Origin of the sequence: Paenibacillus sp. W4I10, assembly GCF_030816325.1 — a bacterium.
In the GTDB taxonomy this organism is placed as follows: Bacteria; Bacillota; Bacilli; order Paenibacillales; family Paenibacillaceae; genus Paenibacillus; species Paenibacillus amylolyticus_B.
This window is the reverse complement of the sequence record NZ_JAUSXX010000001.1, coordinates 3,957,020-3,981,088: the sequence shown is the minus strand read 5'-3', so window position 1 is coordinate 3,981,088 and position 24,069 is coordinate 3,957,020. Positions and strand designations below refer to the sequence as shown.

The window sequence follows — 24,069 nt, the reverse complement described above, 5'->3', positions numbered from 1 at the left end:
TTAATTGTTTAACCATTGACCATCCAATCGATAACGGGGATAACTGGTCCAATGATGCATAAGAGCAACATGAATCCGGCGACGTTATAAGATACACTCGTACCGAAATGCGCACGATATTTTTTGGCAATCAAGAAGGCTGGAATCCAGAAGAGGGCTGCTACTACAAATGGAATGTGAAGTCCTTGAGTTCCATTGCTATAAATAGGTATGTTTATTAAGTTTAAAAGATAATGACTGATCATAAAATTTGCTTTGCCCCATGGAAAGTTAAAGGCAAGGCCCATCGTCAGTACAAGCAGAGATAGCGTTCCGAAGCCCAGTGGTTTTCGTTGTGTTGTCATGTGATATCCTCCATAACCAAGAATTTATCCTAAATTAATCCATTAATGTATTGTACCACAATAATGATATGCGAAGAGGAATTGTTTCACTTTTGTTGATTACAATTACATCATATGTCCTATTGCCTTCGAAAATTATACATTCATGTGAATTTGACCAGCCTCCATTAATCGACAACATCAGCTAATCATAATCGATATAATACATGTACATAAGTTGTTTGATGTGAGTTTTATGTCAAAGGGGGCGAGGCTATTTGCTAAGTTACACGATGAAAATGGTAATTTTCCCACTGGGCTGTTTGCTTGTCATTCTGTCCTCTTATGTTCTAAGGCTTACCCCTCATTTGGCAATCATGTTGCTTTCGGGGACTTTATTGGTAGCAAGTATTTATGGGGAGAGAAGATATCCTGTACTGCGAAAGTTCCAATGGATTTTTCTCGGAATATTCCATTATTTCAGTGAGCTGAACTGGTGCAACATGTTGTATTATATGCTCATCCTTTCTATGATCGAGGGCAAACAGCGTGTAGCGCAGACCTTGCCCATTTCACTGCTGTTTATGCTGGAATATACGGTAATTCGCCTTTCCTATGTGCCTATAGATGCATACGCATTGCTGGTTTCGTTATTTGACCTGTTAACCTCGGTTGTTATCATTTTTTTGTATCATACCTTAATCAACAGTGAGGTCGAGAAGCGCAGGCTTCGGGAAAAAAATCGGTTCCTGACCCTGCATGATCCGCTTACCGGACTGTTGAATTACGAAGGTTACATGGAGGTGTTACATAAGACAGTAGAAGAACAACGGTCTTTTTTGCTTGTCCTTTTGAACGTCAATAACTTTAGCGGCTTTAAAAAAGAAGATCCCTGGTGTTCCGTGATCACGGGTACAGGCCAGATGATCAGCAATCATTTCACCGAGGCCTATGGCATATCCCGGTATGCAGGAGACCGATTTGCAGTTGTTTTGCCGGAGATACAGGATGTGGAAGAACGAATGTCGTCATTGCTATCCGTGCAGCTTCAAGGACTCCAGGTAAGCTACAGTATCTCTTTATACCCGGAAATGTCGGATTCGTTGCAGCACTTTATGACGGTAGCCGAGGATAGACTGCTTCAACAACAGCGCAGCAAATGGCTGAAAAATGAAGAAGAAGTATTTCGTTCCGAAAGGCTAAGGGCTGTAGGTGAACTGGCCGCGGGTATGGCTCACGAAATTCGGAACCCGCTTACCGCAATTCGGGGATTCCTGCAGCTGTCACGTGGACAAGCGTTTAATATTGCGCCATGGTATGAAGTGATTATGGGCGAGGTGACCAGAGTAACCGATCTGACGGCTGAATTTTTGCAGTTTTCCAAACCACATGCCAATCATATGAAGCCAGAACAATTGGGGCACTGCCTTGAGCGGGTGATGTCTTTGACCGAGTCAGATGCGGCATCTCGAGGGCATCAAATTACGCTTGAAATGACTAATGAGCCAGTTGTGATCATCATGGATCGGGATAAAATTGTGCAGGTATTGATCAATCTGATTCGTAACGCTTTTGAAGCAATGACAGACCCTGGTGAGGTTCATATGGATTTGTTACAGGAAGGAGACGTAGTACTTATTTCAATTACAGATACAGGAAGCGGTATTCCGGAAAATTCGCTATCTACAATCTTTAATCCCTTTTATACAACCAAAGAAGAAGGTACGGGACTTGGACTCGCACTCTGCCAGAAAATCGTTCAGGATCACAATGGTAAAATTACCGTCCATAGCGAAATGGGGGTGGGTTCCACCTTCACGCTCCATCTGCCAATGGAGACGTAAATCATATAACTTACCCAGAGATAGCAATTAAATAGTCATTAGACAAAAACATAGAAACGCCGCATGGGTCCTGAAGAACCCCGTGCGGCGTTTAGTATTTCGATTAAACTAATGTGCAGTAGCAATGCAGACACACTTTAGTTCGACTTATTTAGCTGTCCCTGATGTAACTGATAATAGAATCCTTGTTGCTGCATCAACTTATCATGGGTGCCCCGTTCAGCGATCTGTCCATCATCAATGACGAGAATCTGATCGGCTTCACGAATCGTGCTCAGTCTGTGGGCGATGACAAAGCTGGTGCGGTCTTTCATTAAAGTGCGCATCGCTTCCTGGATCTTCATCTCTGTACGCGTATCAATACTGCTCGTTGCTTCATCCAGAATAAGAATGGCCGGATCAGCAAGAATTGCCCGGGCAATGGTCAGCAGTTGTCGTTGTCCCTGACTCAGGTTGCTTCCCCCGGAAAATGATGGGGGTATCGTAGCTCTGTGGCAGTTTTCGGATGAACGAATGTGCATTCGCCAGCTCAGCAGCTTGCCTAATCTGTTCATCGGTTGCGTCTGGCTTGCCATAGGCGAGATTGTCGCGAATGGTACCCGAGAACAAGTAGGCATCCTGAAGTACAATGCCGAGTTGCCGACGGAGTTGATCCTTCTCCAGTTCCGAGATGTCACATCCATCGATGGTAATCCGTCCGCCTGTAATCTCGTAGAACCGGGGTAAAAGGTTGATAATGGTCGTTTTACCTGCGCCAGTGGGGCCAACAAGTGCAATCATCTCACCAGGTTTTGCAGTAAAACTGACCTTCTTCAGAATGTCTCTTTCCGCACTGTACCCGAAGGAGACGTCTTCAAATACAACTTTACCTTGAATCTGATCCAGTTGTTTCTTCTGTTCCTCCACATATTCGCCAGGCGTATCCATGATGTGAAACACACGTTCAGCACCTGCGATTGCAGCCTGAATCAGATTGTACTGATTGGCCAGATCGTTGAGCGGCCGCTCGATCTGGCGGGAGTAAGCGAGAAAGCTGACAATCAGTCCGATGGACGTCAGATCATGATAAGCCATCCATCCACCTACAGAAGCCAGTATGGCAAACCCGATATTGTTCATCACGTTCATCGTAGGTCCAACCAAACCCGAAACAGTCTGGGCTTGTGTGCTGGATGTGCGCAGTTTCTCGTTCAGGTTCTGAAAATGTTGATGTGCTTGATCCTGACGGTTATAAGCCGCTACGACTTTTTGTCCAGCAATAGTTTCCTGAGCATACCCATTAAGCTCACCGAGTAATTTCTGCTGGGCGGTGAAGTGTTTGCGTGTTCTTGACGCGATCAGGCGAGTGGCGATGGTAATCAAAGGAACCGTTATCAGACTGAGCAGGGTAAGCCGAACATCGAGTGCAAACATGATCGACAAGGAACCAACGAGCAGGATGGCACTGGACATCAATTGGGTTACGCTTTGATTCAACGTTGTAGATACGTTATCGATATCATTGGTGGCCCGGCTCATCAGGTCTCCGCTTTGATTTTTATCAAAAAAACTGATAGGCAACTCTTGCAGTCGGGAGAATAATGCATGTCGCAGATCCTTAACGGTCAGTTGGGAGACACCAATCATGACATAGGATTGAGCCCACATCAGGAGTGAGCCAAGGACATAAACACTCAGCAAGAGGAGACATTCCTTCAGCAAACCCGCTGTTACTTTGGGCACGATATGTTCGTTAACGGCACGGCCGAGAAGGTAAGGTCCTGCCAGATTAAGCAGTGTTCCGAGAGCCGTCAGCACCAATGCAGCGATAACTCCTTTGCGATGACGTCCCATATACGACCACACCCGAATCAGGGCATGGCGAGCATTTTTCGCTCGGACTTTGGGGACAGGTCCTCTTCCCGCTGGTCCGGGTCTTCCGATGGGAGGCACGACCGTTTGTTGTATGGAGGAAGATGCAGGTTTAGCCAAATTGAACATCCTCCTTACGTTGCTGCGAATAATAGATGGCTTGATAGTGTGATGAATGAGCCATAAGGTCATCATGTGTGCCCCTGGCAACGATCTGTCCTTCATCAATGACATATATACAGTCTGCATCCTTTACGGAAGAGATCCGCTGTGCAATCAAAAATGTCGTGCTGTCTTTCATCAAGGTCTGCAAAGCCTTCTGAATGCTCGCTTCTGTGCGCAGATCCACAGCACTGGTGCTGTCATCCAGAATCAGTACTTCCGGTCGCATGAGCAGGGCGCGTGCAATGGATATACGTTGTTTCTGCCCACCGGACAGATTGACCCCGCGCTGACCCAGTTCCGTGTCATACCCGTCTTTCAGTTTCATAATAAAATCATCCGCTGCCGCAGCTTGTGCCGCAGCACGCAATTCAGCATCCGTTGCACCGGGCCGGCCGAAGCAAATGTTATCCCGGATGCTACCGCTGAACAGAATGGATTCCTGGAGCACAATGGATACACGGCTGCGAAGATCCTGAAGATCCCAGTGGCGAACGTTCACCCCGTTCACGAGCACTTCACCCTGAGAAGCATCATACAGACGGGGAATCAGCTGCACCAGCGAAGTTTTGCCTGAACCTGTGGAACCGATCAGGGCCACTTTCTCACCCGGGCGAGCGATTAGGTTAATGCCAGAGAGTGCATGGTCTCCGTCATAACGGAAAGATACGTTTCTGAACTCCACTTGACCTCCTGGGTAAGAGGGAAGGGGAGACGGTTGGTATGAGGAATGATCACGTTTAGACTGATGTGACTGTATATTACCGGAGTTATCGATTCCCGATTGGATATCCGGCTGTGTATGTAACACCTCGTTAATTCGGGCGGCAGATACCTTGGCGCGGGAGAAACTCATCATCATCATGCCGATCGACGTGAGGGACGAGAGGACAACCGTGACATAGTTGATAAAAGCAATCAGATCTCCGGCAGCAATATCGCCTCCTACTACCTGGAAACCTCCGTACCACAGCACCGCTACAATGGTAGCGTTCAGCATTAAGCTGAGCACGGGTGCATTCAGCGTTACAATTCGCCAGGCTTTGACGGCGGTTGTCGTGTAATCTTCGTTGGATTGCTTGAACCGCTTTTTCTCCAGACGTGCACGTGCAAACGCCTTGACGACACGGATACCGGCAAGATTCTCCTGAAGGACAGCGTTGACCTGATCAAGCTTGCTCTGAACACTGGCGAACAGCGGATAGGATGCTTTTATCAGGATAAATAAAATAATAAACAGAACCGGTACAGTCAGAATAAGAATGAGTGCCAGCTTCACACTGATCGTAAACGCCATGATGATACTACCGATGATCAGCATTGGCGAACGGATAAACATCCGCAGCAGCATCTGCACAAAGGTCTGCATCTGGGTAATATCACTGGTCAGACGAGTGATCAGAGATCCTTCCTGAAACGTATCCAGATTACGGAAGGAGAAGGTCTGAATATGGTCAAACAGTTCCTGGCGCAGATCCGTGCCGTATCCAACGGCAGCTTTGCTTGAATAGAGTGTACAGCCTGCGCCGCCAACCCAGCCGATTAACGCAACAAGTAACATGATCAGACCTGTAGTTACGATATGGGACAGATTCCCTGCAAGTACACCATCATCCACGATGCTGGACATCAGCTTGGGCTGGAGCAGGTCCATGGTTACCTCAAGTACCATGAGCAGCGGGGCAATGATCGCCGCTGACTTATACGGCGTCAAGAATCGTTTTAACGTCCACAATAGGAAATCACCTCAGTTTTAATTGCATAAGTGAATCAATTCCATCATACCTGTAGCTGCTTCAAACCTGTTGTTGCTAGCGATGTTGAGAGTTTGCATCACCTCAGGATTCACGCAGGTTTTGGAGCATACGCTGTGCAAGTAGAGACATGATCCGGAATTCTTCCGGGGTGAAATCTTTCTGAGCCTGCTGTTCCAACTCCTGAATCACTACTCTCAATTCTTGTAGCGCGGAGCGCCCCTGATCCGTCAGGTATACCCGCAGACTGCGCAGATCCTTCGGGTCTGCTTCGCGTCTCACATAACCGGATGTTTCCATGCGCTTGAGCATCACGGTTACCGTTGCGGGACTGCGCTGAAGTTGTTCGGCCAGGTTTTTCTGGGATTGGCCATCTTCCCGTTCAAGCTGGAACAGCAAAGGGGGCTGCCCCGGGTATAACTCGGGGTGGTTCACAAGTTTCTCATGAACCTTGTAACGTTTCAGTTTCACGAGCTCGGATAGCTGTCCCATCAAACGCTCATTGTGGACTGGGTTCATATCATCCGCTCCATTCATATCCTTTTAGACTTTTTGAATATGCTCATTTAGTTAGTCGACTAACTAAATTTTAAGTTTGATTTGACATATCGTCAAGTGAATACAGATCATTTATTTTGGACTGGAAATATTGACCTGAGATAAAACGATGTGATAAATTGATATTATCTAATTGTTAATAACAAAGTGTTAATAACAGAATGGAGTCTGTATATTATGACTAACGAAGGTTCCTCTGGAGGAAAATTCCCCGATTACCGGGAGCATCAGGATAAGGTACATATCAGTGAACAACAGTTTCTGGAAACGTATAATGCTGGTGATTACGAACGTCCTTCCGTCACCGTGGACATGTTGGTATTTACGATCCGCAGTGAAGCTCAGGAGAATTATCGCAAGCTCGCGGAACCCGAACTCCAGTTACTGCTAATCCGGCGGGGCGGCCATCCCTATCTGGGACAGTGGGCATTACCGGGCGGATTTGTCTCCATGCAGGAATCATTGGAAGATGCTGCTCGGCGGGAATTGCTGACGGAGACGGGGCTGGATGATATTTATCTGGAGCAACTGTACACCTGGGGAGATGTGGAGCGAGATCCGCGTACACGGGTCATCAGCTGTTCCTATATGGCGCTGGTCGATAGCAGCGAGCTGGAACTTCAGGCTGGTGATGATGCCAGTGAGGCCAATTGGTTTCGGGTGGAGCAGCGGCTTCTGGAAGAGAAGCGCCATATCCATGAGCGTGGACGTGTGACAGAACGCAGATTGCAGTTGATTTTGACCAATGGAACAGAAGAGTTATCGGCAATTGTTGAGACGAAAGAAACAATAGAAGGAAAAGTGCGGAGCCATCGTTTGACGTTGGGTGAGGTTCAGGGGATTGCATTTGATCATGCCAAAATCATTCATTATGCACTTGAACGTCTGCGATCCAAGATCGAGTACACGGATATTGCATTTAATCTGATGCCGGAGACGTTTACGCTGACTGCACTTCAGAAAGTACATGAGATCATCAGTGGCAAAAAACTGCTGGCTGCCGCTTTCCGGCGTAAAATCGCCGATTGGGTCATTGAGACGGGAGAGTATGCGAGCAGTGCCGGTCATCGACCATCACGTTTATACAGATTGAACCCAGAGAGGCAGACACCCTGAAAAGGGGAAGCATCAATGAAATAGGAGAAGTGATTCAAGCCATGGGCGGGATCGCTGCATACATGAGGAACAAGTAAAGAGGGGATATGGATGGAAAAGTTTACGTTTTTCTGGCGGACTGTATCTCCGTTCTCGCAGTGGCACCCGGCGGATTTTACTGTGAACGGGGTTCACTACACAAGTGCGGAGCAATACATGATGCACCAGAAAGCACTGCTGTTTGGCGATCATACCATCGCAGACAAGATTCTGAAGGCAAGCTCTGCTTCGGTACAAAAAAAGCTGGGCAGACAGGTCATGGGCTTCAACCAGATGGTATGGGAAGCTGAGTGCCAGCGCATCGTTTACGAGGGCAATTTGGCCAAATTTACACAAAACGAAGAACTGCTAACCGCGCTGCGCGCCACTCGTGGAACGACCCTTGTGGAAGCAAGTCCGGATGATCGCATTTGGGGTGTGGGACTGGCAGAGGAAGACCCGCGTATTCGGAATAGAAGAACATGGCGGGGAACCAACTGGCTGGGTGAGATTCTTACCCGTCTAAGAGAAGATATAGGAAGTGATTCAGATGAGTGACGATCAACAGTATAAGAACAATAGCAGCAATAACAAAAATAGCAGTGGGCGTTATAGCAACAACAGTAAACTCGATAGATCAACTGGTAATGCTGGCTCCAACTCACGTTCCATGAGGGCTAATATCGCACAGCAGACGTTGGCTATTTTGGATGATGGGCAATATGTAAATGGTTATGATCGCAAGGTTGAGATGGGTAACGATGTGCAGCAAGCGATCCGAAATTCGGTCTTATACCGTCCAGCAGAATTGTCCGCGCTCAGAGAAAAGCGTCGTACAGAAGCTCACGTTGGAATTCAACCCGCGGCCCCATCATCTGAAGTTGAAGCTGCATTGGGTCGCATTGAAGTTACTGGCGAGACTACACTTGGAGCCGCTTCACGTTTGACGATAGCTGAAGGAAGAGAAGATGTGGTCTGTCTAAACTTTGCATCGGCGAAAAATCCTGGCGGTGGCTTCCTTGGCGGAAGTCAGGCACAGGAAGAGAGTCTGGCCCGAGCGACAGGACTATACCCGTGCATCGCCCAGATGGATGAAATGTACGAGTACAATCGCAAACAGCGATCGGCTCTCTATTCGGATTATATGATCTATTCACCTCGTGTTCCGGTAATCCGTGATGATGAAGACCGACTGCTGGACAAATTTTATGTATCATCATTCATTACTGCGCCGGCGGTGAATGCGGGTGTGGTGAAAGAGCGTGGAGAAGCGGATGATCTACAGATTGAGTCGGTGATGAAGGAACGCATCTGTTATATTCTGGACGTGGCTGTTGCGAATGGTCACCGCACGATTGTTCTGGGTGCGTACGGTTGCGGCGTATTTCGTAATGAACCGGCAGTGGTGGCGAAGTATTTTCATGATGTGTTAGTGGGAGAGGCATATAAGGATTCCTTTGAACGAATTGTATTTGCTGTATATGATCGATCCGCAGGTCAGCGAACATTAAAGGCATTTCAACGTTTTTTGGCAGAGGCCTAATAAAAAATATGGGATATAGATTGAATGAGCGCGCTTGATTAAGGAGATGAATGCCATGCAGTTCCATGAGAGACAACAGGATTTATTTGATCTGGGAGATGAGTACATGCTTGCGCACTGCATATCATCTGATGCAAGGATGGGCAAGGGCATTGCCGTACAGTTCCGCGAGCGATTCGGTTTGGAGAATCTTCAAGAACAGGCCAAACAAGAGCCACTTGAGATTGGACGATGTTATCCGGTAGGACGGACGCTGAATCTGGTCACCAAGGCAAAGTTCTCCAATAAGCCTACGTACCAATCGTTGACTAATGCGCTAGAATCCATGCGGGACGTATGTGTGATGGAAGGCATCACTAAGCTGGCTATGCCCCGAATAGGATGCGGGTTGGACAGGCTGAAATGGGAGAAGGTCAGTCCGATTATCCAGGAAGCTTTTGCCGATACGGATGTTGAGATCATTGTCTGTGCACTGTGAGCGCACTTGGTGGAAGAGGATGGACTGCAGCTTGGTGGCAGATCCAAAGCAAAAAAACCTCAGCTTTGAGGGGAATAGAGTGTAAGTATGATTCATACTAACGCTGTTCCGATTTCAAAGGTGGGGTTTTTTGTTGTTTTTATAAATGATGGGTATCAGATGTATCGGACACTCTATTTTTTGGAGAACATTTCTTTGGCTTCATCCATGGCCATTTTATTACCGATAGATGAGTAATCAAGCCAAGGTTGTGCCCCAATCGGGTAGACGTAACCGGCTTTGACTGCTTTCAGACCTTGCCAGATCGGATTGTTCTCCAGTTCCTTAAACATGGTCTGAGCTTCATCATCCGAATTCACAACCACAAAGATCGCATCTGCATCATAGTCCGGCAATATTTCACGAGAGACGACCTGGTACGGTTTAGTTGAATCGATATCCGTAATCCCTTTGGCAGGCGTCAGACCGAGATCCTCATACAAAATGGGACCCATGGGACGGCGTGTACTGAACACACGTAATTCTTTGGCAGTAACACGGATTGCCATTACTGTACCATCACCGATAGTGTCGTTAATGAGGGACTTCACTTCTTCCGTTTCGGTTGCGTAGTCCTGAATGTATTGCTCGGCTTCCTTCTCGCGATTCACGAGTTTGCCAATGTCTTTCAGATGGTCACGCCATGTACCGTCATCCAGATTGAAGACATGCACCGGAGCAATTTTTTCGAATTTGGCAATATCACCACCGGAGAATTCTTCGTCCAGATAGATCACATCGGGTTTCAGGGCAAGCAAAGCTTCCATATCCGGGTCTTTAACCGGACCAAGTGGCGTTGTGTTTTGAAGGCGATCAGCAACGTGGGACAGGAAACCTTTGGCTTCGCCACCGATAACAGAACCAACCGGCGTAATCCCGAGAGATAGCAGATCATTGGTCAGATGGATCGACATGGAGGCAATACGTGGCTCTCCTGAACTTGCACTGTTGTCCTGATTCTTGGTTGAAGTATCCGTGGACGAACCGCCAGAAGCAGATGGTGAAGTCTTGGCCGTTCCACAGGCAGCGAGTACAAGCACCAGACAGATACTCAGGACAAGCATAAGATTTTTCTTTAACATAGGTAGTCACATTCTCCTTGAACATCTCTTGGATGTCATTATTGTTTTTTGAAAAAAAGATCACTTGCTTCGTACTAAAAGGTACAAAAAGTAAGGTGCACCAATCGCAGCAACCACCACACCTGCGGGAATGGCATTAGGCTGAAATATCGTTCGCCCGATCGTATCGGCGGTCACCAGAATAACCATACCGATGAGCCCGGCGGCAGGGATCAGATGCCGATGCATCGGACCGACAAGCCTGCGTGCCAGATGCGGCGCTGCCAGACCGATAAAGCCGATTCCACCAGCCATTGATACACTGACTGCAGACAAAGCCACGGCACAGAGCAGCAAAATAACACGCTGGGATCGAACAGGCGTCCCAATGCTGGTTGCGGCAGCATCTCCAAGATTAAAGGCATCGAGCGTTTTGGATCGACTCCAAATGTACGAGATACATAACACCACCCAAGGAAGCAACGCTTGCACATGAATCCAGTCCCGGCCCCAGACGCTTCCTGCGAGCCAGCGTGCGACAAAGGAATAGGTGTCTTCATCCAGACGCAGGGATAGGTAGAGGGTCAACGCATGAAACCCGGCCGCTACCGCGATTCCCACCAGAATCAGCTTAATGGGTGATACGCCGTTATGGCGATCATAAGATAGCAGCATGATGATCAGGGCGGCGGCAACACTGCCTGCAAAAGCAAACAACGGAATCAGCAAGGCTACAGAGCCATCCATCGTAAAGGAGAGACTAACAAACACCATGAGTCCAAACGCTGCCCCTGCATGTAATCCCAGAATGCCCGGGTCCGCCAGTGGATTGCGGGTGATACCTTGCAGGGCTGCTCCGGCAATACCAAGTCCCGCTCCAGCCAGTACAGTGACCAGGATGCGAGGCAGTCGGTAATCAAACAGAACAATCTGATCATCCGAACTGCCATTACCAAACAAAGTCTGTAACACAGCCATTGGGGAGAGACGAATGGTTCCCATGTTCAGGCTGATCACAATAACGGCAATGGCGATGCAGAGCAGTGTGATACTGACGACTATCGAACGTTTACCTCGTGAAGGTGTATTAAAATTCATCGCTACAAGGCCCTCCTTTCTTTACGGGCCAGATAGAGGAAGAACGGTACACCGACAAAAGCGACCATAATGCCTACCGCGAGCTCCTCGGGCGGGTTCACGATGCGTGAGCCCAGATCGGCGAGCACCAGTAATATCGCTCCAAGCAGAGAAGACATCGGAATGATGAGTCGATAATCCACACCCACCAGTTTGCGGGAGATATGAGGGATGACCAGTCCGACAAATCCAATCGAGCCTACTGCCGACACGGACACACCAGCAAGCACAACAACTGCTGCGAGGGCGAGAAACCTCGTCCAGCGCAGGTTGATCCCGAGATTAATCGCGACTTCTTCACCGAGTGACATAAGGGATACACGCCGAGCGAGTGGCATAATCAGCACCAGCGTCACGAGCAGTACGGGAAGAATCAACTTCAGATGCCGCCATTCTATTCCGCCAAAACCACCCGCATACCAGAAGGCCAGATCCTGACTCAGGTCAAAATAAATGGCAACGCCTGTGCTGAGCGAGGTTAACATGGCTGCAATAACGGCTCCGGCAACGGTCAGTCTGATGGAATTCAGACCACCAGGTGCTGCCATTCCAAGCAGGAAGATAAGCAGTGTGCCGAGAACAGCCCCCACGAATGATAAAAACATAATCCAGCCGTACGGCAGTCCGGGCCAAAAGGCAAAGCTCAGTGCTACGACAAAAGTGGCTCCAGCATTGATGCCCAGAATGCCCGTGTCTGCCAGCGGATTACGCGTAATACCTTGCATTAAAGCTCCTGCAACGGCAAAGGCAGCACCGATAATAACCGCGGCAAGGACACGAGGCAGCCGCAGTTCATGAATAATCTGATGTGGTGTCAAAGCTGGGTTGTACTGAAATATGGCAGCCCATACGGTTTCCAGCGTTAGCCCTTTGGCACCTAAAGAGATTGCGACAAACATACTTAGCAGCAGTATGGCTACGGCAGACAAAAACGTCAGCCCAACGGTCACTGCAGATTTTCTTGAATTAGACGGACGATGTGGCAGTCCCGGATGTTGAATACGGGTCACTCCTTTGGTACCAACAACGCATTTCATTGTTATTGATTATCATTATCAATTAGTGATCATTATAGAATCTTAATTCAGGCCCGTACATGGCATAAATTAAGATTCTGGAGATGGACATTTTTTAGATTACAGAAGTGAAGGTTTGTTCGTCAACATAGAGAGCGCTTCATCGAGCTGGATGTTGATGGAATATGGAGCATATACGACCCATGAGTTCCAGTCGATGAGATGTACACGTCCGTTTTTTTACCGCAGGATGACTGTTCCACAGTGGATTCGAAGCCATCTCTTTCAACAGTGTTGCCTTTTCATGCATAGAATTAATCGCCAGTACCAGCACATCTGCCTCCAGTCCGTCCCATTCTCCTGGTGTGAAGGGCAGCCAGTTGAATCCAACGCCGGGAGATTTGCCAGCCAGTTCGGTCTGAATACGCTGAGGAGCGGCCAATTGCAAAGTTCGATAAAAAACATGTCCAAAGTTCCGATGGCTGTACATCCGTGGACCTTTAGGAGTTAACGTGCCAACGGCAACGGTAATATCCCCGACGAATTCCTTGATTTTTTTGCGTGCACGCTCTGCCTTGCGTTCATGTCGATCGAGCCAATCTGTCGCGGCTTGGGTACGATCCACAATGGAGGCAATCTGATGCAGATGACCAAAGACGTCTGTATGGTTCCAGGGAATGGTGATGATGGGAGCGACATCGCCAATATGCTCCATGGCTTTTGCAGTGGCATTGTCCTTGGTCAGAATCAAATCAGGATTCACATCGAGGAAAGCCTGACGTCCCTGTTCCCACGGTTCATAAGCGTGGAAGGGCAGTGCCAGCGATTTTGGCAGATGAGGCAGGTGACCCTGGATCTGAGCTGCGCATGGCGTGACGCCAAGTGTCATCAGGTGGTCCGTGTATGGATAGGAGAGCGAAACGATGTTCCGGTGGACCTGCTTCGCATAAGAAGTGGGAGCATAGCCAGCATGGTTCCGGAAACGCCGGCTGAAATAGAATTCGTCACGGTAACCCACTTCACGAGCCACATCACGGATACGCAGATCGGAAGTGAGCAGCAATTCCTTGGCCCGGTTCATGCGCAGATGAGTGATGTATTCAATCGGATTCTTCTGCATGCGGCTCTTGAATAGCTGTGAGTAATAGGACGGGTGCATGTCAGCCAGTTCAGCCAGCTTTTCCAGCTTGATCTCGTGCATATAGTTTTCGCGCATGTATTGCAGGGTGGACCTGAGCCACTGTTCGGGTTCATCCTGCCCAGCCCCTACGTCAGTCTGGTCTTCTTGAGGCCAGAGCATATGTAACAGTTCCGTCAGGAGGAGCTGTGCTTTCAAGCCTGTTTCCAAACCTTCATTGCTTAATTGTGTAAGCTGTGCGGCAATGCGCTGTATACCGTAAAAGGGGCCCTGAATCCAGCCTGTAACAGGTGAACTGAGCTCACGTTCGTAGATACGTCTGGCTTTTGTTTTCTCCGTAGCCCGATACAGATCAAAGTGAATCATATACAGTTCAATATCATGGTCATCATCACTAATCAGTTCAATTGCAGTTCCTGGTAGGGACAGACAAGCTGATTTGCGAACCACGAGGGATTCGGTCCCATTCATGATCAGTTGGCCTGTGAATTTGTGCATATATATGAAGGTATGATGAGCAAGTTCAGTAGTGGACCAGCGCCATTTCCCACGGGTTATGATATGTTCTGCCTGACGAAGTTCGAGCAGGGTATCATTCAGGAATGCATTCAGGCCTGCTCGGGTTGAGGATTCCTTTTCTGCATTGAGACTTGTCTGCTGATGCAACAGGTGTGGATTCATACCGCTGTGGGCGGTACCGGGGATGGTAGTCATGGTGATATGCGGCCTCCTCTCTTATGAACAGTTCAGGTAATAATTGAATCTGGAACGTACCATATTTTCTCGGACCTGAAGGTCTTTCTTGAACGTCTATTGATGCGTTTCGCATGATGTTATGATTACTGGCTGTCTTGTCAAAAGCGCGTTTGCAGTATAGTCAGATGTTTTATGAATAGCACAGGGTATATGATCCCTTTATCAGATGTGATCGATAGTTTAACAAGATTGTCGCTAGTTACAAGTATGCTTAAGGACAAGACTTCTTGGCCCTAGTCTGCTGATAATCTTAGCAAATCTACTGGAGAATTGAAATGTACACAGATATGTTCGAGGCCCTGATGAGCTTGAAGTCTACTGAGAGCATATATTCGAAATCGTTTTCTGACGTAAGCGATTCTTTTTGGTAAAATAAAGGGGATAACATGTTGGCCTTATCTGAATCATGAACCTTTTCAACTCAATTTGCAGTAGGGAGGCTTTAATATGACAGAAGTAGTGGGACGGGACAAAGTACGTTGGGGCATTATGGGCACGGGATGGATTGCATCCCAGTTTGCAAGGGATTTGGAGCATGCCGGGAACGCAGTGAAAGCAGCGGTAGGTTCACGGACAGCGGGAAGTGCGGAGAAGTTTGCAGCTGAATATGGTTTTGCACGCGCTTACGGTTCTTATGATCAGATGCTTCAAGACCCTGAGGTAGATATTATCTATGTGGCAACACCGCATCCTGTGCATAAGGAGAATGTAATCGCTTGTCTGGAGGCGGGCAAGGCGGTGCTCTGTGAAAAGCCGTTTACGATGAATGCGCGTCAGTTGGAGCAACTGGTGGAGACGGCACGGGAGCGCAACCTTTTCCTGATGGAAGGGATGTGGACACGCTTTTTGCCGCCGATCGCTCAAGCCAGAGCATGGATTGCAGAAGGACGAATTGGTGAAGTACGTTTGCTCCAAGCAGACTTTGGATTTCGTGTCGGCTGGGAGCCGGAAGGAAGGTTGCTTAATCCGGATCTGGGTGGGGGAGCTTTGCTGGATGCAGGGGTGTACCCGATCTCCTTTGCTTCGATGATCTTTGGCGAACAGCCCCAGCATGTCTGGAGTACGGCCAATATTGGTGAGACGGGTGTGGACGAGCAGTTTTCCGTATTGTTGTCCTATTCCGAGGGACGTTCTGCATCACTGAGTGCTGCCATTCGTCTGAACCTCAGCAATGAAGCGGTCATATACGGTACGGAAGGCAAGATTCATCTCCCTTTATTCCTGGCGGGCAAAGAAGCCTATCTGCATGTGAATGGTCAGGACGAGCCGGAGAAGTTCACGGATGATCGAACATGTATAGGTTATGCTTTTGAGGCAGAAGAAGCGGGACGCTGTATCCTCGAAGGTCGGACGGAGAGCAACACCATTAAACTGGACGAATCCCTGGAAATCATGAAGCTGATGGACACGATTCGAGGCCAGTGGGGATTGCGTTACAAATCGGAGTAAACAGACAGGAGCTGACGTGTGATGGTGAAAATTCTGATATCCGGGTTTGAACCTTTTGGCGGGGATGCGGTGAATCCGACGGGAGCGTTAATGGAAGCTCTTGCGAACGAAGTGGTGGAGGGGGCTGAGCTAAAAACAGTACTGTTGCCCGTGCACTTCGATGAATGTGCAGACCTGCTGATCGCAGAGATGGAGACCTATCGGCCAGATGTCGTCATCGCCTGTGGACTGGCCAAGGGCAGAACGTCCATCACACCGGAGCGGATTGCCGTTAATGTCAAAGACATTCCGCCTGGCTCCTACGCGGATAACCAGGGGCAGCGTCCCGTGGACGAGCCAATTGTAGAGGGTAGCCCGGACGGTTTGTTCTCCACGTTGCCCATACGTGCCATGGTGAATGACATGTCAGCAGCAGGTATTCCGGCAGCCGTCTCCAATACAGCAGGCACGTATATCTGCAACAACACGATGTACCGGGTACTGGATCACAATCGAGTAGGTCAACTTCCGATCCGTGCCGGATTTGTACACTTTCCGGCCTCGACAGAGATGGCTGTGTTGCAGCCTTCCGTCCCTTCGCTACCCATACCCGTGATGCTGGATGCTCTGCGAATTATGATCCGCACGGTTGTGGCTGATTCGTAGGGGATGGTTGCGATCGTTTGGCTGCGGTTGCAGCAGAACGTAGGCGAAGGTTTATTCGTAGACCACAGTTGTGAATGGGAGAACGGTGAGTTGGGAAGGGTTACAGTAGAGTTCCGAGATGACGTGGAGAGTGTGGAGTTGCATGGGTTTCTTTCTGCTTCTATCTTGGGTTGAGTAGGATGATAGGTATGAGAATAAATATGAAGTTAAATATATAGTGAAAAAAAGAGCTGTCCCATCGTCATGAGTCTGACGTTAGGGGACGGCTCTTTCTATGTCGTGTGTCATGTATGGTCCAACATGGTTAGTGAGGCCACTAGTTTGCAGCAAGTATCTTGATGCTACCAAAGCCCTTATAAAAACAAGACCCTAGGACACCACCATCACCCTGGCTAGTTAAAAAGTTTTTATCCCGGAATGTACCCAATGCAGGACTCTAACGAATTGAGCGCACGCTATTCGCTGGAAAAACGCATATACCAATTTCTAATGAGTTGTAGGATTGTTATTGTGTGGAATGAAGCGAGTTTGTTGGTGATATGAACGAATCTAGCCGAATACGATGTCTGAGATTCTTTAGAATTCTCATCCCACGTTATTCGGCTAAAAAAGATGCGCTGGGTTCTTTAGATATAGAGCGTACAGATATAGGTGTCAGATTCGCAACAGATCAAGGTCGAACTCGGGAACGAGTCCTTCTTTCATGGCACGCCCAAGCAGTGCGGTAATTGCACCATAACCATCGTCACCCAGGTTGGCGCTGAACTCGTTAACGTACAGGCCGATATGCTGTGCAGCTACATCAGGGTCCATTTCTTGGGCATGTTCCATAACGTATGCTCTCGACTCATCGGGGTGCGCCCATGCATATTCAACGGAGGCGCGTGCCCATCCCGCGAGGGCATGAGCATCCATGTTGCGACGTGCAATGATCGCTCCAAGCGGAATCGGAAGACCCGTATCGCTTTCCCACCAGTTACCAAGATCCGTCATCAGTTTGAGGTCATAGTTCTGGTACGTGAAGCGTGCTTCATGGATAACAAGTCCGGCATCGATCTTGCCGTCCCGCACAGCAGGCATGATTTGGTCGAATGGCATGACAACAATCTCACCTACGCCACCAGGAACATTTTGTGCTGCCCACAGACGAAATAATAGATATGCTGTTGAGCGTTCACTCGGCACAGCAACCCGTCGTCCAGACAGATAGGCTGGATCGGTCGTACCGTTTGCGGTCAGAACCAGCGGACCGCATCCTCTGCCGAGTGCGCCTCCAGCAGGAAGCAGAGCATAGTCAGATAACACGTATGGCAGTGCTGCATAAGATATTTTCATCACTTCAGGTGTGTCGGGTCCATCGGGATTTGCCGCCAGACCATTGGTAATATCAATATCCGCATAACGGACATCCAGCTCAGGTGCGCCCGGGATCAACCCGTGCACCCACGCGTGAAAGATAAATGTATCATTTGGACAAGGGGAAAATGCAATTTTCATGATGTAATAACCTCCCGTAAAATGGAACTTGCAGCTTGGAGCGCATCGAGGGCATCCTTGATGCGCCAAGCGTCGCGGTCGCGTGGACCGACCGCGTTGGATATGGCCCGCAGTTCGAGTGCTGGCACGCCGAACTGTTGGGCAGCTGTTGCCACGCCGAAGCCTTCCATACCTTCGGCGGCGGCATCCGGCACGCGGCGCAATAGCTCCGCAGCTGTCTCTGCTGTTCCGGTCGCCGTGGACACGGTGACCGCAGTGCCTCCGCTGACAGCGAGCCCTGCCCGCTGCAGCTCATGGCGCAGGCGAGCGGCATGCTCCGCGTCCGCCGCCACAATGGACGAGCCGAATCCGAGCTCGTCCACACTAAGGAAGCCGTCTGGCGTCTGCGAGCCCAGATCGGCAGCAACCATGGCGTCGGCTACCACGAGGGAGCCGACGTCTGCCCGGCCGGGGAACCCGCCGCCGATACCGGCACTGATCACCAGCATGTAGGCTGGTGAAGATCCGGCTCCGGCAAGGGGCCCCGGCCTTGAAGATGTGGCAGATGCCTGTGCCACATCGGATGGGCTTGGCGCAGTGGAACCCTGCGCCAACGCCCTTGTGCTTGCAGCCGCTACGGCATATGCCAATGTAGCGGCTGTTCCCGCAGCGGCCGAGGCTGGGCCAACGCCCGCAGCGATGACGTCAAAACGTTCCGCGGCCGTATCTCCCAAACCACGGAGGACTGCATCTTTTTCCGCATCAACCGCGGTTACAATTAACACACGTTGTGATGAATTTGCTTGTACCGGACTTATATCTGAAGTGTTTATTTCCCCAGTTGAATCACCGTGGTGTCCACTATTTTCGAATGATGCGTTCGCTTTATTATTCTGATCTTCATCCTGTCTATGTTCATTCATCTCGGATTCTCCTTATGAGGTATTAGAGGCGTAGCATATGCCTCCATAGTATCTTTCTTACAACAAGCTTTTAGCTACACTTCTTTGAGTTATTACTGGCTTGTATATTTCTGTGTAAATGTATAGTTCAACTTATATAAATGGAATTCGGGTACATATTTGTTCACTACAAAAGGACATTTATCTTCATTTTGTCTTTCAAAGAGTGGACACTTTTTCTCAAAAGATACTATATCCATCCAGGAAAATGAAACACTATATATAGATGCTTTCAGATATAAAATTAAAAATGATCTATATGTAGGATATCAATTCCGAAGTGCTTTCTCATGTCCGTGTCCACCCTTTGAAAGACATATCTACAATATGTATGCTCAGTGTGGACAGCACGAGTTGGCCCTCCAAACGAACAGATAAACGATTGAAAACGCTGAAGACTGCCCCGACCCATTCAACGCTAATTATATATCGGGCCATCGGATTATTTACCACAAACCAAATGAATAACTGGCCGTGTTTACACCCGATCCCTATATAGTAGTTCATTTGTGCAAAACCGAATTTAAAGCAAATGAACAGTTTTGCTAACTGGGATATAGCTGCCTGCTGTACGGCCTACCGTTTGTGCAGACAATAGGTCTATAACACAACACAACACAAAACAACACAACACATCTAACGCATAACAGACAGAACGATCAATCAGGTTAAACGCGCACAAAATAGTAATCAATATACAGTGATTGTCGAACCCTTCATCTCCATCATAACGGAAGGGGAAAGACCTGAACAACCTTTGCAAAAAGCGTTCAAGCAAAGGTTGCAGGTAGCCGTATCACTTCGAGTAGCCACATCTAGCCACATCGCTTCAGATAGCCGTTTTGCCTCACCTCATGTGAACGTCACCCTGATCGTGCCACGTCCTAAGTCGAAATGAACCTGCTCCAAAAAAAAAACAATATGTCAAATATACCATATGATCTATCTTTATTAACGTACTCCCAATAAAACAAGAAGTCAAAGTCAACAGTTGACAATCCGATTTAACTGTATTAATAATAGTAGTACAGTTAATACACCTAAAAGTTGAATACGTACAGCTGTACAGCTTAGGTAGCATCTTTTTTACACCCAGATATTTGCACATACACCTCAGATACAGTCATTTAAAACCCATAGGTTATTTCACACATTTACAGAAAGGAGGTGCGGGATGTTCGAATTAGATGTACGCAGCCGTAAGGCGATCTACGAGCAACTGGTGGACAAAGTCAAAGAAATGATCGTATACGGTATTCTAAAGCCCGACGAGCAGCTTCCTTCCGTTCGTGCGTTATCCACGCAGCTGACTGTGAATCCAAATACGATTCAGAAAGCGTATCGTGAGCTTGAACGTGAAGGTTACATTTATTCTTTGCAGGGAAAAGGGAGCTTCGTATCATCGTCAGTGGAACATCCGAATGAAGCCATGAGAGATGAGATCAGAGAGTCTCTGGTGAAGTTGATTGCAGAAGCTTCGTATTCCGGTTTGACCAAAGCGGATATGACGCTTTTGTTTGAGGAAGCGATGGCCCGTATAGAGAAGGAGGAGCCTCATGATTGAGCTGAATCAAGTCGTCAAAGCGTTTGAACAGGAAAAGGCAGTGGATGGCGTAACGATGCACATACATAAGGGGTCGATCTATGGTTTGCTCGGTTCCAACGGGGCAGGCAAGACATCGCTGCTCAAAATGATGGCTGGTATTTACCGTCAGGACAGCGGGACTGTTCGTATCGAAGATAATGAGATTTATGAAAATATGGATCTCAGAGGCCGCACAATTTTTATGGCAGATTCGCCCTACTTTTTCCCGCAATCTTCAATAACTCAGATGGCTGCATTTTATCGTTCCGTATATCCACGCTGGAATGAGGAACGGTTCAAGCAACTGGCTACCGTGTTCAAACTGGATGTAAAACGCAAGTTACATCGCATGTCCAAAGGCATGCGCCGTCAGGCAGCCGTATGGCTGGGACTTAGCTGTATGCCTGAAGTGCTGCTGATGGATGAGCCGATTGACGGCCTTGACCCGGTCATGCGGCAGCAGATCAAAAACTTGCTGTTCCAGGAAGCAGCTGAGCGTCAGGTAACCATTGTCATCTCGTCGCACAACTTGCGTGAGATCGAAGATCTGTGTGACCATGTGGCGATTATGCACAAAGGCCGAATTATTGTAGAGAAGGATCTCGATGATCTGAAGGCCGATACGCATAAAATCCAGGTCGCTTTCCGCCACCCGGACCACGCGAGAGCCATGGATGAGCAGATTGATATCTTGCATGAAGAGAAACGGGGAAGTGTATCCCTGTACATTGTCAAAGGCAACCGACAACAGGTAACCGATCAATTCCGTATACATGACCCGTATCTGCTGGATGTACTGCCTTTGACGCTCGAAGAAATCTTTATCTATGAAATGGAGGACGCAGGGTATGATATTCAACCGATTGTTCTGTAACCGGGGCATCCTGATCCAAAATTTCAGACAGCATGGATGGATAGGCATTTTGTATCTCATCACATTGTTGTTCTCACTTCCGTTATATATCGCTACCGAGTACAGGGATGTGCCACAGCAGATTACAAGTTTGTTTCAGGCTAATGGTGAAGTGCAGATATTGTTCGCCATTACACTGCCGGTAGCTGCGGGTATCTTTCTTTTCCGCTATGTTCAATCCGGTGCACCTTCGGATCTTTTCCATAGTTTGCCGTTACGTCGTAAACATCTGTTAACGGTGAATCTGTTGACCGGATATGCCATGATCCTGATTCCAATCTGGATTACAACTGCGATTACCGGCTGGGTATGGGCGGTACTGGATCAACCTGCGTTTCTGTTCGATGGAAGTACAATCTGGATGTGGGGCTTGAGCATGAGTATCTACTCGCTGTTTATGTTCATGCTTACTGTGGCGGTCGGCATGTGTATTGGTCAATCTGTATTGCAGGGACTCACCGTGTACGCGCTCGTCTTGTTACCTGTTGTCGTGTGGTTCATTATGTCACTTCATCTCCAGCGTTATTTGCTTGGATATCCGTATGATGAATTGGGACGTAATTCGGAAGAAATGTCGCTTGTTCTTCGCGTGGCTTCAATCAGTTATTCTCCTGTCACTAATGGAGAACTTATAATCTATTCGATATTCGCAATCCTGTTTATTCCTCTGACTTATGTGCTCTATGCGAGAAGACAGGTTGAATCTGCTACGCAAGCAATTACGTTTGCTCTTGTGAAACCTATATTCCGATTTGGTTTAATGTTTACGTTGGTTCTGATTGGTGGAGCTTACTTCACTATTATTGCTCCAAGAGGATCAGCTGGATGGGGAATCTTCGGATATGTTCTCGGTGGCATTGTAGGCTATATCGTTGCCGAGATGATTATTCGCAAAACATGGCTGATCTGGAGCAGCAAGTTACTACCCAAGATGATTCTATATGGTATTATCGCTGGTCTGATACTGTACGTACCTATTGCCGACTGGAATGGATACGCTGCGCGAGTGCCTGAACTAAACAAGGTGAACAGCATCAAGCTTGGCGGAGAACGTTATATCTATAGTAACGGTGTCAATCAGAAAATGGATGACGGGCACCTCTATTCCAATGATCCGGAATACATGGGGGCAGTTATCGATCTTCATCAAAAAATCGTGGATTCCGATCTTCCTTTATTGAATGATCCAATCAATCCAGGTATGCGTGATGATGAGTATGTATTTATTAATTACAAGCTGGATAACGGCAAGGTGATGAAACGCAAATACTACATTCCAGAAGCCGAATTCCAACAGGAATTAATGGCTCTGAAACAGTCCCAGGATTACAAAAGAGTCGCATTTGAAACGTATAAGCTGGAAGAGGATGCGCTAAGTTTTGGCATTCGCTCTGCCATGAGCTCATTCCGGAAGGTGTACATTAGCAATCCGGAGCAAGTCCGTGAGTTCAAGGAACTCTTGAGACAGGACATTTTGGATCAGACCTACGAAGAACAGCGCTCTCCGTGGCAGTCGTTTGCTTACGCAGAGATGAATCAGGATTCGTCTTCGAAAGATCCAACTCAACCAAAAGAGATGTGGAATTTTGAGATCAAACCTAGCTACGATCGGGTATTGGCCTGGTTGAAGGAGAACAACTTATACGACCAGTTGCTTGTCAAGGCAGACGAGATTGTCTCCGCACAGTTTGTGAAGCAGGAGATCAACAGTCCGGGTTCGCTTCAATGGGCAAATCCGCAGCCCGAATACATCGATGGGAGTCTAAGCATCAAGAAGCAGGTCGCAACCCAAAATAAAGAAATCATTAGCGATCTGCTCAAACGTCAACGCTCTGGTTATAAAACAGAGAAAGATACCATCTACCAGATTAAGTTGAATGTGACTCGTGGCGAGAACATCTATATGATGCTAAAAGAAGAGGATCTGACCGAGGAAATGAAAGCTATTCTGGTCAATCAATAAGCTGAGCTGTATCAGTTGTTAACTATAAGCGGGAAGGGTTCTCCCGTTGATTGATGGGTTGATATTAGACCAGTCAAACTAGCACGACTTGACCAGATACAACGAATGGAATATATTAGAAAAAGAAAAGGTTCGAGCGACTCGTTCAATCGAATCTCATATGGAACGGCTTATGAGGGAAGCACCCGTAAGAGCAGGCAAATGCCTGACTTGCGGGTGCTTTTTTGTCGTTCGCTGATTTCGTTGGCTATTCTGCTAAATATTTTAGAAGAAAGGGTGTAG

At 48.0% G+C, this 24,069-nt stretch carries 20 protein-coding genes and 1 pseudogene; 11 read left to right on the top strand and 10 right to left on the bottom strand.

What is annotated here, in order from left to right:
• Positions 1-8: 8 nt before the first annotated feature.
• A complete protein-coding gene (locus QF049_RS17985) occupies positions 9-344 on the bottom strand; it encodes a hypothetical protein (protein WP_091034259.1) in 336 nt (111 codons plus the stop codon).
• Positions 345-616: 272 nt separating this feature from the next.
• Between QF049_RS17985 and QF049_RS17980 the strand changes: the two genes are divergently transcribed.
• Positions 617-2,167 (top strand): ATP-binding protein, encoded by a 1,551-nt coding sequence (locus QF049_RS17980; protein WP_307539380.1) that lies wholly within the window; start codon positions 617-619, stop codon positions 2,165-2,167.
• A 137-nt stretch (positions 2,168-2,304) separates the two neighbouring features.
• Here the strand turns inward: QF049_RS17980 and QF049_RS17975 are convergent.
• The 3 genes and pseudogenes from QF049_RS17975 to QF049_RS17965 form a co-directional block, all read right to left on the bottom strand.
• Positions 2,305-4,147, bottom strand: a pseudogene (locus QF049_RS17975) (ABC transporter ATP-binding protein).
• The gene (locus QF049_RS17970) at positions 4,131-5,915 is read right to left on the bottom strand and encodes an ABC transporter ATP-binding protein (RefSeq protein ID WP_307539378.1); all 1,785 of its coding nucleotides are present in this window, start codon (positions 5,913-5,915) and stop codon (positions 4,131-4,133) included. Before QF049_RS17970 ends, QF049_RS17975 begins: the two are co-directional and overlap by 17 nt.
• 103 nt (positions 5,916-6,018) lie before the next feature.
• Positions 6,019-6,453: a MarR family winged helix-turn-helix transcriptional regulator gene (locus tag QF049_RS17965; RefSeq protein ID WP_307539376.1), complete on the bottom strand. Its 435-nt coding sequence runs from the start codon at positions 6,451-6,453 to the stop codon at positions 6,019-6,021.
• Positions 6,454-6,669: 216 nt separating this feature from the next.
• Between QF049_RS17965 and QF049_RS17960 the strand changes: the two genes are divergently transcribed.
• The 4 genes from QF049_RS17960 to QF049_RS17945 all read left to right on the top strand — a co-directional run bounded on the left by QF049_RS17960 (position 6,670) and on the right by QF049_RS17945 (position 9,647).
• Positions 6,670-7,608: an NUDIX hydrolase gene (locus tag QF049_RS17960; protein ID WP_307539374.1), complete on the top strand. Its 939-nt coding sequence runs from the start codon at positions 6,670-6,672 to the stop codon at positions 7,606-7,608.
• A gap of 90 nt (positions 7,609-7,698) precedes the next feature.
• Positions 7,699-8,184 carry a riboflavin biosynthesis intermediates N-glycosidase gene (locus tag QF049_RS17955; protein ID WP_307539372.1) on the top strand — a complete coding sequence of 162 codons (486 nt, stop codon included), beginning with the start codon at positions 7,699-7,701 and terminating at the stop codon, positions 8,182-8,184.
• Positions 8,185-8,296: 112 nt separating this feature from the next.
• The gene (locus tag QF049_RS17950; RefSeq protein ID WP_307543307.1) at positions 8,297-9,169 is read left to right on the top strand and encodes a TIGR02452 family protein; all 873 of its coding nucleotides are present in this window, start codon (positions 8,297-8,299) and stop codon (positions 9,167-9,169) included.
• Positions 9,170-9,224: 55 nt separating this feature from the next.
• Positions 9,225-9,647: a macro domain-containing protein gene (locus QF049_RS17945; protein ID WP_307539370.1), complete on the top strand. Its 423-nt coding sequence runs from the start codon at positions 9,225-9,227 to the stop codon at positions 9,645-9,647.
• Positions 9,648-9,820: 173 nt separating this feature from the next.
• On the opposite strand, the gene QF049_RS17940 is transcribed toward QF049_RS17945, so the two are convergent.
• The 4 genes from QF049_RS17940 to QF049_RS17925 form a co-directional block, all read right to left on the bottom strand.
• Complete coding sequence (locus QF049_RS17940; protein WP_307539368.1) at positions 9,821-10,768, bottom strand: iron-hydroxamate ABC transporter substrate-binding protein; 948 nt, start codon at positions 10,766-10,768, stop codon at positions 9,821-9,823.
• Between the two features lie 60 nt (positions 10,769-10,828).
• Positions 10,829-11,845 (bottom strand): FecCD family ABC transporter permease, encoded by a 1,017-nt coding sequence (locus QF049_RS17935; protein WP_307539366.1) that lies wholly within the window; start codon positions 11,843-11,845, stop codon positions 10,829-10,831.
• Positions 11,846-11,847: 2 nt separating this feature from the next.
• On the bottom strand, positions 11,848-12,921 hold the full coding sequence (locus tag QF049_RS17930; RefSeq protein WP_307539364.1) for a FecCD family ABC transporter permease: 1,074 nt from the start codon (positions 12,919-12,921) through the stop codon (positions 11,848-11,850).
• A 139-nt stretch (positions 12,922-13,060) separates the two neighbouring features.
• Positions 13,061-14,752 (bottom strand): AraC family transcriptional regulator, encoded by a 1,692-nt coding sequence (locus tag QF049_RS17925; protein WP_307539362.1) that lies wholly within the window; start codon positions 14,750-14,752, stop codon positions 13,061-13,063.
• A gap of 489 nt (positions 14,753-15,241) precedes the next feature.
• Between QF049_RS17925 and QF049_RS17920 the strand changes: the two genes are divergently transcribed.
• Genes QF049_RS17920 through QF049_RS17910 form a run of 3 tightly spaced genes read left to right on the top strand, consistent with a single transcriptional unit; the run spans position 15,242 to position 17,062 of the window.
• Complete coding sequence (locus QF049_RS17920) at positions 15,242-16,243, top strand: Gfo/Idh/MocA family protein (RefSeq protein ID WP_307539359.1); 1,002 nt, start codon at positions 15,242-15,244, stop codon at positions 16,241-16,243.
• A gap of 21 nt (positions 16,244-16,264) precedes the next feature.
• Positions 16,265-16,888 carry a pyroglutamyl-peptidase I gene (locus tag QF049_RS17915; RefSeq protein WP_307543304.1) on the top strand — a complete coding sequence of 208 codons (624 nt, stop codon included), beginning with the start codon at positions 16,265-16,267 and terminating at the stop codon, positions 16,886-16,888.
• Between the two features lie 3 nt (positions 16,889-16,891).
• The gene (locus QF049_RS17910; protein ID WP_307539357.1) at positions 16,892-17,062 is read left to right on the top strand and encodes a hypothetical protein; all 171 of its coding nucleotides are present in this window, start codon (positions 16,892-16,894) and stop codon (positions 17,060-17,062) included.
• 480 nt (positions 17,063-17,542) lie between these two features.
• On the opposite strand, the gene QF049_RS17905 is transcribed toward QF049_RS17910, so the two are convergent.
• Positions 17,543-18,385 (bottom strand): 1,4-dihydroxy-6-naphtoate synthase, encoded by an 843-nt coding sequence (locus QF049_RS17905; RefSeq protein WP_036672450.1) that lies wholly within the window; start codon positions 18,383-18,385, stop codon positions 17,543-17,545.
• Complete coding sequence (locus QF049_RS17900) at positions 18,382-19,287, bottom strand: futalosine hydrolase (protein WP_373428264.1); 906 nt, start codon at positions 19,285-19,287, stop codon at positions 18,382-18,384. Before QF049_RS17900 ends, QF049_RS17905 begins: the two co-directional genes overlap by 4 nt.
• Positions 19,288-20,500: 1,213 nt before the next feature.
• Between QF049_RS17900 and QF049_RS17895 the strand changes: the two genes are divergently transcribed.
• Genes QF049_RS17895 through QF049_RS17885 form a run of 3 tightly spaced genes read left to right on the top strand, consistent with a single transcriptional unit; the run spans position 20,501 to position 23,787 of the window.
• Positions 20,501-20,890, top strand: a complete 390-nt coding sequence (locus QF049_RS17895; protein WP_036606399.1) for a GntR family transcriptional regulator — start codon at positions 20,501-20,503, stop codon at positions 20,888-20,890.
• Complete coding sequence (locus tag QF049_RS17890; protein ID WP_307539354.1) at positions 20,883-21,785, top strand: ABC transporter ATP-binding protein; 903 nt, start codon at positions 20,883-20,885, stop codon at positions 21,783-21,785. The genes QF049_RS17895 and QF049_RS17890 overlap by 8 nt, the downstream gene beginning before the upstream one ends.
• Complete coding sequence (locus QF049_RS17885) at positions 21,760-23,787, top strand: hypothetical protein (protein ID WP_307539352.1); 2,028 nt, start codon at positions 21,760-21,762, stop codon at positions 23,785-23,787. The genes QF049_RS17890 and QF049_RS17885 overlap by 26 nt, the downstream gene beginning before the upstream one ends.
• The last annotated feature ends 282 nt before the right edge of the window (positions 23,788-24,069 follow it).

Coding starts and splice junctions, on each gene's coding strand:
- QF049_RS17985 (WP_091034259.1), bottom strand. CDS start 344: ATGACAACACAACGAAAACCACTGGGCTTCGGAACGCTATCTCTGCTT.
- QF049_RS17980 (WP_307539380.1), top strand. CDS start 617: ATGAAAATGGTAATTTTCCCACTGGGCTGTTTGCTTGTCATTCTGTCC.
- QF049_RS17965 (WP_307539376.1), bottom strand. CDS start 6,453: ATGAACCCAGTCCACAATGAGCGTTTGATGGGACAGCTATCCGAGCTC.
- QF049_RS17960 (WP_307539374.1), top strand. CDS start 6,670: ATGACTAACGAAGGTTCCTCTGGAGGAAAATTCCCCGATTACCGGGAG.
- QF049_RS17955 (WP_307539372.1), top strand. CDS start 7,699: ATGGAAAAGTTTACGTTTTTCTGGCGGACTGTATCTCCGTTCTCGCAG.
- QF049_RS17950 (WP_307543307.1), top strand. CDS start 8,297: ATGAGGGCTAATATCGCACAGCAGACGTTGGCTATTTTGGATGATGGG.
- QF049_RS17945 (WP_307539370.1), top strand. CDS start 9,225: ATGCAGTTCCATGAGAGACAACAGGATTTATTTGATCTGGGAGATGAG.
- QF049_RS17940 (WP_307539368.1), bottom strand. CDS start 10,768: ATGTTAAAGAAAAATCTTATGCTTGTCCTGAGTATCTGTCTGGTGCTT.
- QF049_RS17935 (WP_307539366.1), bottom strand. CDS start 11,845: ATGAATTTTAATACACCTTCACGAGGTAAACGTTCGATAGTCGTCAGT.
- QF049_RS17930 (WP_307539364.1), bottom strand. CDS start 12,921: ATGAAATGCGTTGTTGGTACCAAAGGAGTGACCCGTATTCAACATCCG.
- QF049_RS17925 (WP_307539362.1), bottom strand. CDS start 14,752: ATGACTACCATCCCCGGTACCGCCCACAGCGGTATGAATCCACACCTG.
- QF049_RS17920 (WP_307539359.1), top strand. CDS start 15,242: ATGACAGAAGTAGTGGGACGGGACAAAGTACGTTGGGGCATTATGGGC.
- QF049_RS17915 (WP_307543304.1), top strand. CDS start 16,265: ATGGTGAAAATTCTGATATCCGGGTTTGAACCTTTTGGCGGGGATGCG.
- QF049_RS17910 (WP_307539357.1), top strand. CDS start 16,892: ATGGTTGCGATCGTTTGGCTGCGGTTGCAGCAGAACGTAGGCGAAGGT.
- QF049_RS17905 (WP_036672450.1), bottom strand. CDS start 18,385: ATGAAAATTGCATTTTCCCCTTGTCCAAATGATACATTTATCTTTCAC.
- QF049_RS17900 (WP_373428264.1), bottom strand. CDS start 19,287: ATGAATGAACATAGACAGGATGAAGATCAGAATAATAAAGCGAACGCA.
- QF049_RS17895 (WP_036606399.1), top strand. CDS start 20,501: ATGTTCGAATTAGATGTACGCAGCCGTAAGGCGATCTACGAGCAACTG.
- QF049_RS17890 (WP_307539354.1), top strand. CDS start 20,883: ATGATTGAGCTGAATCAAGTCGTCAAAGCGTTTGAACAGGAAAAGGCA.
- QF049_RS17885 (WP_307539352.1), top strand. CDS start 21,760: ATGATATTCAACCGATTGTTCTGTAACCGGGGCATCCTGATCCAAAAT.